Here is a 10,400-nt window from a genome sequence, read left to right on the forward strand (position 1 = left end):
ATAAATCATATCGCAAACGTTGCGGAGTGCGGCTTATAGCCGCCGTAGCAACATCAGTTTAGAATCCCCCGATTTTCAATCGGGGGAGATGTCAACTCTTAACAAACGGTGACATCCAAGTGTTCCGCATAGTGTAGGCGGTTACTTCCTTCGTTGAAGCAAAACGCAGCTTTTTCACCGACGATTCCCGCGATATTGAAAAGGATTTCGCGTGTTTCTATAAAAAAACAGAAGCAGATTATGGATAAGATTTAAGAATTCATCATGCCAGTGCCTAAAATTGCGAGAGTCTAGATAGACGCTTCAGCCTTGGCTAAAATAGCCACTTCCCTACGAGCAGATGCCTTAACCTGGCCATATAGGTGTGTGGTAAGATTGCCTAGAACAGAGGTTTCATCGGAGTTGGAGTCTCGTATAAATTGCAAAGGTCAAACAATTTGGGATTTTAGATTTGCGATTTTAGATTGACTGCACCCACTCTTGGGTTGCAGCTTGGTGATTTTAGATTTGAGAGCAGGCATAGCAGCCTTGCTTGAACCGAAAAACCAATTTCATTATCCAAAATCCAAAATCTAAAATTGGCAAGGTCAAGCTGACCGATGATTAACTCCCACGATATTTTTCCTATGGATTTGGAAAATATACAACAAGGCTGGTGACAAACTGAGTGGAATTTGTAGATGAATATCTAGGATTTTCTATCAGACTTAACCAACTTCCCACAATTTTGACTTTTATTTGACTTTTAGGATACACACATGAACGATAAGCTGATGCTGATGATTCCAGGCCCAACGCCGGTGCCAGAAGCTGCCTTACTGGCATTAGCCAAGCATCCGATTGGACACCGTACTAGTGAATTTAGCAACATTTTGGCAGAGGTGACGGAAAACCTCAAGTGGCTGCACCAAACTGAAAGTGATGTGCTGACGCTGAATGTCAGTGGTACGGGTGCTGTAGAAGCCGCAATAATTAATTTCCTCTCTCCAGGCGATCGCATTTTAGTTGGTTCTAATGGTAAATTTGGTGAACGCTGGGTAGAAGTTGGCCAAGCCTACGGTTTAAATGTCGAAGAAGTTAAGGTGGAATGGGGAAAACCCTTAGACCCCGCAGTATTTGCCGAAAAACTCCAAGCAGATACCCAAAAGCAAATTAAAGCCGTAATCATTACCCACAGCGAAACCTCGACGGGTGTGTTGAATGACCTAGAAGCCATCAACCGCCACGTTAAAGAACACGGTGAAGCTTTAATTATCGTTGATGCTGTCACTAGCTTGGGTGCGTTCAATCTACCCGTGGATGCTTGGGGGTTGGATATCGTCGCCTCCGGTTCCCAAAAAGGTTATATGATTCCGCCGGGATTGGGTTTTGTCTCTGTCAGCCCCAAGGCTTGGGAAGCTTACAAAACTGCGAAGCTACCGAAATATTATTTGGATTTAGGCAAATATCGCAAAGCCACAGCCAAAAATACAACTCCATTTACTCCGCCTGTGAACTTGATTGTAGCGTTGCACACCACGTTACGAATGATGAAAGAGGAAGGCTTAGAATCAATATTTACTCGACACGAACGGCTTAAGAATGCTACCCGTGCCGGGATTCAAGGGTTAAATTTACCCCTGTTTGCAGCAGATAGTTCCGCTAGTCCGGCGATTACGGCTGTAGCACCACAGGGAATTGAACCGGATAAGATTCGGTCATTGATGAAAAAACGCTTTGATATTGCCCTAGCAGGCGGTCAAGACCATTTGAGCAATAAAATTTTCCGTATTGGTCACTTGGGTTTTGTGAGCGATCGCGATATCCTCAGCTGCATAGCATCTTTAGAAGTTACACTCTCAGAACTTGGCTACGAAGACTTCACCCCTGGTTCTGGTATAGCAGCAGCAGTTAGAGTGTTTACTCATTCCTGAGTACCGAGTCATGAGTGATGAGTATGATTTTTACTCATTACTCAGCAGTAAATCGAAAGAGACTAACTAGATAGTCATTAGTCATTGGTCATTAGTACTAATGACTTCGATTTCCCCCCGGCTTGAAGCCGGGGGATGAGTCAACTTCTACCAGAATCGGAAGCTGAAGCATTTCTCAATCGTCCAATCTCAACCCTTTTGAGGATTCGTTGTAATCGCTATGATCATGGAGAGAGCGTTTATACTGATTGGCGATGCGGCTCATGCCACTTCTCCTTCATTAGGTCAAGGCTGCAATGCTTCCTTTGAAGATGTAGCTGTTTTTGATCAGTTATTAGATGAGTATTCTGATAATATTGTCGAGGCGATCGCCCAATTTACCCTACGTCGAAAGCCAGATACTCACGCCCTAGTCGAGCTCAGTGACTATGCGTTTCCGTTATCTGGCAAACTACTCTTTTTCGAGTTATTTATTAGACTACGAACTTCTCAATTTTTGCATCAACTATTCCCCAAATACTTCTCACCTTCATTGTTTGAACTCCTCTCAGAAACAACCATACCCTACTCAGAAATTTTAAATTCTCATCAGGGTTGGATTTCCAAGGTCAAACAGGCAAATGAGAAGTTCTTGGAAACACAAAATTAATAATTAAAAATTCAAAACAGTATCTAACGGCAAATTGGTAAAAAGACCGCGTTTCTTTTGGAATTTTGAATTTCTTACTTATGCTGTCTCCAGCCAATCATAAATTTTTTCTAACTGATCTAGAGTAATCAACCCGTACTGCCAAAGAATCATTGCCAAAGGCCCTGGATCTTGCTCTCGATGCCGAAGCGCCACCGCCAGTGATGCTGTGGAAATTGCCAAATCTTCTTGCAAAAAATGAATCAGTCGAGAATATTTTGATGGTGACATTTGTATCTCACCTCCTTGTACAGAATGTATTGTCATATATCAGTTCACCATTGCTCGGTAGCCAGTAGCCAGTAGCCAGTATTTCATCTGTCACAGTGCCGTTATCGGCTATACACCCTAGCACAGTTTTTTTGATCTGCCTTTAAAAGAGGCTTTTGATAGAGGGTCTGAGAAATAGAAATTTTCGTACAAATCATCTGCTTGATTATCAAGCAGTATTTTTATTTAGTTAAGCTGGCTCCATCTTGTTTACTTTTGTACCTTATTTAATTACACAGGTAGTAACAAAGATTCCATAAACTATACTCTCTTATTGGCGACTATTTACACTTGCGCCCAAGGGAATATTTTTGCAACCAAACCTTAAGACCGCGATTTCAGGTTGGAGAGAGTAGAATTTTAAATTATTACCACAGTTTTTAAATGGTAGCGTTACAGATGACTTTTTACCACAATACGTGATATTTTTTACAAAAAAAATATACATCTCGATAGTATAGGCTCTCAACAGAGCAACCACCCAAATCTTTATCCCCACAAAGCACCGAAGTCTCAAAACTCAATTTTGACAATATCACCCACTTTCAACTTCAATTCGGCAGCTCTTCCAGAGCGAAGTTCAATCACCTTATCGATTGGTGTATTGGGGCCATAGGTAGGACAAGGCTCATTTGCACAAGGAGGTGCAGCAGCCTGAATATATTTAACTACACCTTTACGTAGAAATACCATGTCTAACGCCACAGGTACATTCTTCATCCAGAAACTGACTGATTGCGCTGAAGGGAACCCAAATAGCATTCCTCGGTCATCTGGCAAAGCTGGTCGATACATCAACCCCTTCGCTTGCTGTTCTGGGGTCTGCGCTACCTCTAATTGAATCGTTGTGCCATTAGGAACAATGGCTTTAGCAGAAATTGGTAGTGTTTGACCTAAACTCTCTGGTGCTGGAGTTTGAGTGGAAGGTTTAGCTGTTGTTGGCACAGAACAGCCCATCAGAAATATACTCAGCAACATCGAGAGCAAACTTAGCCGACGAGTCATATAGTTTTTTGATTTTGTAATTTAGATTTCAATTTTACAGAATTTACGGCGATTTGCATTTAAATAGACCAGCTTGTAGAGAGGTTTCATGAAATGTCTCTAAGATTCTCTTAAAACGTAGCCGACACCGCGCACTGTCTGAATCAGGCGCTTTTGACCTTCATCTTCGATTTTTAACCGCAAGTAACGGATGTACACTTCAATGACATTCGACTCACCCAGAAAGTCGTAACCCCAAACATTTTCTAGAATTTGTTCGCGGGTTAATACCTCACGCGGATGTTCCATGAGGAATTTTAATAGTTCAAATTCCTTCATTGTCAAATCAATTGTCCGGCCGTTGTGTATGGCACGGCGAGTTGCGATGTCTAAAATTAAATCCCCAAAGCGTAACTGCTCCGTGGTATCTAAATCGGGTTTTAAGTAGAGGCGAATCAACTTCAAAAAGTCTTCTGAGCGGTAAGGCTTGAGGATGTAATCATCCGCTCCAGCTTCTAGACAAGCTACCCGATCATCAACTGTATCCCTTGCCATTAAGATCAACACAGGCGATCGCAGGCCAGTGCTTCTGAGATTTTTGCACAATGAGAGTCCTGATTCTCCTGCTAGCATCCGGTCTAAAACAATTAAAGCAGGCTGGCGATCGCGACAGTGTTGCAAACCACTGGTCGCATCATGAGCCAAAATTGATTCATAGCCGGCTTCTTGCAAATCGCAAGAAAGCTGATTTGCTAGGCTCTCATCGGTTTCAATCACCAGAACACAGGGACTTTGAGCAACTGTCATAACAATTTGGGATATTGGATTTGGGATTGTAAAGATATTCCAGAAAAAATCTTTACATCAGTTAAAAGTGCAATTACGAGTTTTTAGTGATGGAGCAATCCTGATTTGACACGCTGCTAAGGATCTTTTAGCACGTTCAGGTGTCAGCCATCGAATTCTCCGATGCAATCTTAATAACTAACTCCAAATACCATCCCTACACCAGTAATTCTGGAAGGAATCAGTAAATTGGGCATGGGGCATGGGGCATGGGCCATGGGCCATGGGGAATAGGGGGATGAGGAGGATGAGGGGGATGAGGGAGAAGAATTAATAACAAATGCCCAATGCCCAATGCCCAATTCCCAATGATTACGGCAATTCTACCGAAGTTGGTTTGGCGATATGTGGCAAACCCCAACCTAATTTTTCTCGCAAAATTCGGAAAAACTCAGGCGGTTGCAGGCGAATAAATCGGACACTATATTGCGATCGCTCCATATAAACTCTATCCTCTGGTAGGATATAGCACCCACCATTACCATCTACCACCATCACCAGCCGAGGAATATTGACTGGGTAGATGTTGACCGATTCGGTATCTGGAAACACCAATGCTCTAGAAGCTAGGGAATGAGGACAAATGGGTACTAGCTGTAAAACAGGTACGCCAGGAGTCACCACTGGACCACCAGCACTCAATGAGTAAGCTGTAGAACCAGTAGGCGTAGAAACAATCACACCATCCGCCGCAATATCTACTGGCGCATGACGCCCTATGGCAATTTCAAAATGGCACATAGAGGTCAAAGGTTCCCGGTGCAGCACCATTTCATTCAAGCAGAGGGCTTCCCATAGTACTGAATCTCCCCGAAAAACTTTGACGGTGAGCATGGCTCGTTCTTCAATTTCATACTCACCCGCCATCGCCTGCTCTAGTGCTTGGGGCAATTGATTCAGGAAAGTTTCTGTCAAAAACCCCATGTGGCCGGTATTCACTGTGAGCAGTGGAATACCACAGGGGGCTACCTGACGAGACGCTGCTAAAACAGTGCCGTCTCCCCCTAATACCACTGCAAACTTCATGTCTGAATCAAAACCAGGAGGCGTCAGACCGTCAATCGGGGTGTGAAATACAGGACTCTCAGGCGTAGAGTAGCCCAGTATTCCACCGATACTCGATGTGATACATACATTCCAACCGGCTGCGGTTAGCTTGTCTTTCAACTCGATAGCGACGCGACCCGCTATCGGTTTAACGTCATTGTAGATAATGCCTGCTTTCGGCACACTCAAATATCCAAATCTAGGCGATGCTCTTTATTATGTAATCCTTACACATTTTTGGTCATGTAGTCATTAATCTAGAGTCAAATGTCCAGAGTCTAGAGTTTAACGACTAATGGCTGTTTTGTAATGACTATTGACTATTGACTTTTGAAGACTGTTTAAAAGGAGTTTTTTTAGGTTTCTGCTTTTTATTTTTATTTTTCTCGTAGTCTAACTCTTTGAGTTTCTTCATTATTCGGCTGAAGTACTCTTGTAGATAGCTTTCTAGGGTTGTGGTTTGTTGCTGATCTAAACCAAAGACTGTGTATACTTCATCCATTGAAGCATTTAACTGTTTACCACTAGCCAATACTTCTGTAAACGCTAGCCTGTCCGCCACATTCCATCCCCACTGAAAGAACCGCATTAAGCCCCGCACAGCACGCAGCAAGTTTATTGGCATCCGTGTTACCCTAGCGTCTTTTCCAGATAAGCGTTCGCACAGGCTGATGATTTCCTCTGCACTCCATGCACGAGTCCCGACTACAGGAAAAGCTTGGTTTTCCGTTTCTGGTACACTCAATGCTCGGATCGCAAACTTCGCAATGTCCTGAGTGTCCATATAGGCGATGGGAGAAGAATTACCTGTTACCCAAACTGGCTGTGCTTCCAGAATGGGAATCCCGTACTGACCGATTAACCCTTGCATAAATCCAGCTAGCCGCAAGATGGTGTAATTCAAGCCCGACTCAGCCAGGAAGAGTTCTGTACATCGCTTAATTTCCATTAGCGGCACTTCTGGGTATTTATCAGCATCTAAAATCGAAAAGAAGATAAAACGCTTTACACCTGCTGCTTTGGCGGCTTGAATCAATGCTACTTTGCCGTCCCAGTCCACTTGTTTGATACTCAGTGAATCTGTGGGGCGAGATGTTGACGCATCAATAACTTGGGTTACACCTTCTAATGCTTGGGCTAGGCTTTCGGGGTAACGCAAATTTCCCGGTACTAGTTCTGCACCCCATTCTTTGAGAAAAGCTGCTTTTTTACTGCTCCGCACAAGACAGCGTACTTTATACCCCTCATCGATAGCACGACGAGCCACTTGTCTTCCTAAGGTGCCAGTGGCACCGACGATTAATAATGTCATGAGGGCTGTAATAAATTTTAATGTTTTATGAAAAGAATGTTATCAGGATAACCTATGCAAACAAAAGTTTACATCTTTTCTCAGAAATAAATTTATTTGGAGAGATTTATGAGAAAATCGCTGTCCGGTTAACGGACAAGCTTTTTTCCCATTTCAATGAAAAAGGGAGTGGGGAGTGGGGAATGGGGAATGGGGAGAATAATAACTCTTAACTCCTAACTCAGCACTCAGCACTGATAACTCAGCACTCAATTATTCTTCTGTGCCCTGAATTTTCAGTAACAAGGCGCCTAAGCCCCAGCCCACGAAGATTAAACCGAAAGACAATAGAGCTGCATTCAAAATTTCGCCGCCCATTGGTGTGACTCTCCTTATGCAAAGTGGTGTGTAAACTAGGTCTACCAGAAGCTTTTTAATAGTTGCTGTAGGATTAGACCTGTGTAAAGAGTTGTGAAGTACTCCAACCTGCTTCACTGAGGTTGCAGCTTCCAACATCATTAAACTATTAAACTAGTTTAGCAGGTAATCCCTATTGATTTGGTGGGCAATCCCTACTGTTGGGAGAGGGGGAGATGGGGAAATTGGGAAAATTTGATGATAATAATTATGAAGAAATTTTATGTATCAAAATAATCAAGGTAATTTAGCAAATTTTAGCAAAGAGAATCGTCCGCGTTTGGCGCTAACGCTGGGAGATCCGGCGGGGATTGGGCCGGAGGTAATTTTGAAAGCTTTAGCAGATCCCCAAATCAGTCAAAAATATGACGTTACAGTGGTGGGAAACCGGGATTTGTTGGCACTAACTTATCGCAAACTGAATTTAACTGAGAATTTAGCACCTTTGGTAAATCTAGATGAGTTGTCAGTCAGCGATGTGCAGTTGGATGGGAAAATTAAAGGTGAAATTATCCCAGGAATAGGTAATGCGGCGAGTGGTGCGGCTAGTTTTGCATATATGGAATATGCGATCGCTCAAACACTCGCTGGTAAATTTGATGGTATTGTCACCGGCCCGATCGCTAAATCTGCTTGGAAAGCCGCAGGGTATAATTATCCGGGGCAAACGGAACTTTTGGCACAAAAATCAGGTGTTGAGCGTTTTGGGATGTTATTCGTAGCGCGATCGCCCCATACTGGTTGGACACTCCGCACTTTACTTGTTACCACACATATTCCCCTACGTCAAGTAGCCGATACATTGACACCGCAGTTGTTGACAGAGAAATTGGATTTGCTGGTGGAGTGTTTGGAGAGGGATTTTGGTATAGATAGAGGGAGAATTGCGATCGCCGGGTTAAATCCCCACAGTGGCGAACAGGGACAACTCGGACATGAAGAACAGGATTGGCTAATTCCTTGGTTGGAGCAAGAGCGGCAAAATAGACCAGAATTACAGCTAGATGGACCGATACCGCCAGATACGATGTGGGTTAAACCTGGTCAAGCTTGGTATGGAAATTCTTTAGTACAAAATCCGGCTGATGCTTATCTAGCACTTTACCACGACCAAGGCTTAATTCCTGTGAAGCTGATGGCGTTTGATCGGGCAGTTAATACTTCTATTGGTCTTCCTTTCGTTCGCACTTCACCAGACCATGGAACAGCGTTTGATATTGCGGGTAAGGGAATTGCTGATGCTACCAGTATGAAAGCAGCGATACATTTAGCGGCTAAGTTGGTTAGTCAAAGATTGGCTAATAAAAATGATGAATGATGATATGACAGTTTGCAGTTGAGTGCAATATAAACGATTATCATTAAACTTTGCACCTAATTCACCCCAAAGGCAGCAAGCAACTATGATATCAGGACGTTGGGCGTGAATCTTTTGCTCAATTATCTGAAAGGTTTCGTTGTATTCTCGTTCCCTAATGCCTGTGCCATGTACAAATATTACAGTGGTCATTGTGATCGGGGTGGTAGCGATGCCTGGGTTGGGCTATGCCTACGCAAAGCTTTCCTCTGTATTATTCCCCACTACTTTCTGTGACACAAGTTGATTTTATTCACTTGGTTTATTAAAAACTTCTAAAATCTGTCGGCAAATCTGTTTGAGCTTATCCCCAATTTCACCAGAAGGCGAAGATGCGCCGACAATACTCCAGTTTTCTACCGTAGAAAGTCGCCACGCCTCGCCGCGATGATCAAATCCAGCTACCTCCACACCGATCGCACGGCGGGAATTATTGATGGGATCTTGATAAAATCGGATTTGAATCAAAATACTGCGACTTCGCCAAGATTTGCTGATACCAGGAAAGTGAAAGCCAATATCTATAGAATCTGGATCGACTAACTCCCTGGTTTCTGGGTCATTCTTCCAGGGTTTGAGATCAGATTTGGCATCAGGAAACTCGAATTTGAACAAATTAACCACCGTAGCAATGTTGCTGGCGAGTTCAAGGTTCGTTGCCTGTTCAGCTGCGTTCACTAAAAAACACTCCTATATTGCGTCGGCATCTTCCGCGATCTGAAGACAGAAAAAGCGCCAGAAGGCTTATATTATTGGTGTTTCAGCTTATCAAGACCTTTGAGATTTAGCAACTCTAAATCAAACTTCCCTAACAATCCTGGTAACAAACAGATGCCAAAAATCGCTTCTTGTTGGGACTGGCTAACAGTTTTTAAGTAATTATACTTAAAAATTACTCAAAAGCGCTATCTTTAATCAGATTTTTGGCGATCGCGAAGCGCTGCTGCGAAACGCAGATCGCACTTGCTAAACCTGATAACAAGTATCTTTTTACCGAAAGTCTACCGCGATTGGGGGTAAACCGAAAACCCCAATCATTATGCTCTTGACACTGACTTAGAAAGTATATTGACTATCAAAGCAAAAAAATATTTATTCGTAACATAATAACCCATACAGAGTACGATACAGACAAATGGAAAAATGACCCTTGGTTTAAATAAACACCCTACCTACATTGAGCTACTACAAGCATTTCCTCCTCGTCCTATCAAGACTGAAGAGGAGTTATTTGCTACCCAAAAAATTATTGATTCTCTGATAGACAGCGCCCCGCTAACATCAGATGAAAAAGATTATCTTAATATTTTAGGTACTCTAGTTTATGAGTATGAACAAACGCAGCAGCCCGTGCCTGATATTTATGGAGTAGATTTACTTCAGGTTTTGATCGAAGAAAATGGGCTACTCGAAAAAGATTTAGTACCCATTTTCAAAACAGAATCTATTATATCGGCCATATTGAAAAAGCGGCGTAAATTAACAACCAGACACATTAGACCTCTTGCAAAAGTCACTCAGGAAGATTTGATTTTGGGGAGAAAAAGCTCGTAATTGTAGAGAGCAGCAATCAGATTAAACCGCAAA

12 protein-coding genes are annotated in these 10,400 nt (G+C 42.9%); 4 read left to right on the plus strand and 8 right to left on the minus strand.

The genetic code is table 11. The annotated features are described in order from the left end of the window. The first annotated feature begins 758 nt into the window (after positions 1-758). Together V7L05_RS01630 and V7L05_RS01635 are read left to right on the plus strand one after the other, a co-directional pair. A complete protein-coding gene (locus tag V7L05_RS01630) occupies positions 759-1,913 on the plus strand; it encodes a pyridoxal-phosphate-dependent aminotransferase family protein (protein ID WP_335161213.1) in 1,155 nt (384 codons plus the stop codon). 226 nt (positions 1,914-2,139) lie between these two features. Then, positions 2,140-2,562 carry an FAD-dependent oxidoreductase gene (locus V7L05_RS01635; protein WP_335161215.1) on the plus strand — a complete coding sequence of 141 codons (423 nt, stop codon included), beginning with the start codon at positions 2,140-2,142 and terminating at the stop codon, positions 2,560-2,562. A 78-nt stretch (positions 2,563-2,640) separates the two neighbouring features. Here the strand turns inward: V7L05_RS01635 and V7L05_RS01640 are convergent, their stop codons facing one another. From V7L05_RS01640 to petM, 6 genes are all read right to left on the minus strand, one after another. After that, positions 2,641-2,868 (minus strand): DUF2949 domain-containing protein, encoded by a 228-nt coding sequence (locus V7L05_RS01640; RefSeq protein WP_335161217.1) that lies wholly within the window; start codon positions 2,866-2,868, stop codon positions 2,641-2,643. Positions 2,869-3,384: 516 nt separating this feature from the next. Continuing rightward, complete coding sequence (locus V7L05_RS01645) at positions 3,385-3,876, minus strand: DUF192 domain-containing protein (RefSeq protein WP_335161219.1); 492 nt, start codon at positions 3,874-3,876, stop codon at positions 3,385-3,387. Positions 3,877-3,975: 99 nt separating this feature from the next. Continuing rightward, positions 3,976-4,662, minus strand: coding sequence for a response regulator transcription factor NblR (gene nblR, locus V7L05_RS01650; RefSeq protein WP_334830759.1), 687 nt, complete (start codon positions 4,660-4,662; stop codon positions 3,976-3,978). Positions 4,663-5,013: 351 nt separating this feature from the next. After that, positions 5,014-5,931 carry an NAD(+) kinase gene (locus V7L05_RS01655; protein ID WP_335161221.1) on the minus strand — a complete coding sequence of 306 codons (918 nt, stop codon included), beginning with the start codon at positions 5,929-5,931 and terminating at the stop codon, positions 5,014-5,016. A 130-nt stretch (positions 5,932-6,061) separates the two neighbouring features. Continuing rightward, positions 6,062-7,060: an SDR family oxidoreductase gene (locus V7L05_RS01660; protein ID WP_335161223.1), complete on the minus strand. Its 999-nt coding sequence runs from the start codon at positions 7,058-7,060 to the stop codon at positions 6,062-6,064. A gap of 252 nt (positions 7,061-7,312) precedes the next feature. Next, a complete protein-coding gene (petM, locus tag V7L05_RS01665; RefSeq protein ID WP_094344256.1) occupies positions 7,313-7,417 on the minus strand; it encodes a cytochrome b6-f complex subunit PetM in 105 nt (34 codons plus the stop codon). Positions 7,418-7,679: 262 nt separating this feature from the next. On the opposite strand from petM, the gene pdxA reads away from it, so the two are divergent. Beyond that, positions 7,680-8,774 carry a 4-hydroxythreonine-4-phosphate dehydrogenase PdxA gene (pdxA, locus tag V7L05_RS01670; protein WP_335161225.1) on the plus strand — a complete coding sequence of 365 codons (1,095 nt, stop codon included), beginning with the start codon at positions 7,680-7,682 and terminating at the stop codon, positions 8,772-8,774. Here the strand turns inward: pdxA and V7L05_RS01675 are convergent. Together V7L05_RS01675 and V7L05_RS01680 are read right to left on the minus strand one after the other, a co-directional pair. Further along, the gene (locus V7L05_RS01675; RefSeq protein WP_335161227.1) at positions 8,724-8,966 is read right to left on the minus strand and encodes a hypothetical protein; all 243 of its coding nucleotides are present in this window, start codon (positions 8,964-8,966) and stop codon (positions 8,724-8,726) included. The two genes, pdxA and V7L05_RS01675, sit on opposite strands and share 51 nt — an antisense overlap. Before the next feature lie 96 nt (positions 8,967-9,062). Continuing rightward, entirely contained in the window at positions 9,063-9,491 is a 429-nt protein-coding gene (locus tag V7L05_RS01680; RefSeq protein ID WP_334741245.1) for a hypothetical protein, read from the minus strand. Positions 9,492-9,956: 465 nt separating this feature from the next. On the opposite strand from V7L05_RS01680, the gene V7L05_RS01685 reads away from it, so the two are divergent. After that, entirely contained in the window at positions 9,957-10,367 is a 411-nt protein-coding gene (locus V7L05_RS01685) for a helix-turn-helix domain-containing protein (protein WP_335161229.1), read from the plus strand. Positions 10,368-10,400 lie beyond the last annotated feature (33 nt).

Origin of the sequence: Nostoc sp. (assembly GCF_036917755.1) — a bacterium.
Classification (GTDB): Bacteria; Cyanobacteriota; Cyanobacteriia; order Cyanobacteriales; family Nostocaceae; genus Nostoc.

What these genes read in the sequence shown, in the direction of transcription:
- V7L05_RS01645 (WP_335161219.1), bottom strand. Translation starts at nt 3,876, where the DNA reads ATGACTCGTCGGCTAAGTTTGCTCTCGATGTTGCTGAGTATATTTCTG.
- V7L05_RS01660 (WP_335161223.1), bottom strand. Translation starts at nt 7,060, where the DNA reads ATGACATTATTAATCGTCGGTGCCACTGGCACCTTAGGAAGACAAGTG.
- V7L05_RS01675 (WP_335161227.1), bottom strand. Translation starts at nt 8,966, where the DNA reads ATGACCACTGTAATATTTGTACATGGCACAGGCATTAGGGAACGAGAA.
- V7L05_RS01630 (WP_335161213.1), top strand. Translation starts at nt 759, where the DNA reads ATGAACGATAAGCTGATGCTGATGATTCCAGGCCCAACGCCGGTGCCA.
- pdxA (WP_335161225.1), top strand. Translation starts at nt 7,680, where the DNA reads ATGTATCAAAATAATCAAGGTAATTTAGCAAATTTTAGCAAAGAGAAT.
- V7L05_RS01640 (WP_335161217.1), bottom strand. Translation starts at nt 2,868, where the DNA reads ATGACAATACATTCTGTACAAGGAGGTGAGATACAAATGTCACCATCA.
- V7L05_RS01685 (WP_335161229.1), top strand. Translation starts at nt 9,957, where the DNA reads ATGACCCTTGGTTTAAATAAACACCCTACCTACATTGAGCTACTACAA.
- V7L05_RS01635 (WP_335161215.1), top strand. Translation starts at nt 2,140, where the DNA reads ATGGAGAGAGCGTTTATACTGATTGGCGATGCGGCTCATGCCACTTCT.
- petM (WP_094344256.1), bottom strand. Translation starts at nt 7,417, where the DNA reads ATGGGCGGCGAAATTTTGAATGCAGCTCTATTGTCTTTCGGTTTAATC.
- nblR (WP_334830759.1), bottom strand. Translation starts at nt 4,662, where the DNA reads ATGACAGTTGCTCAAAGTCCCTGTGTTCTGGTGATTGAAACCGATGAG.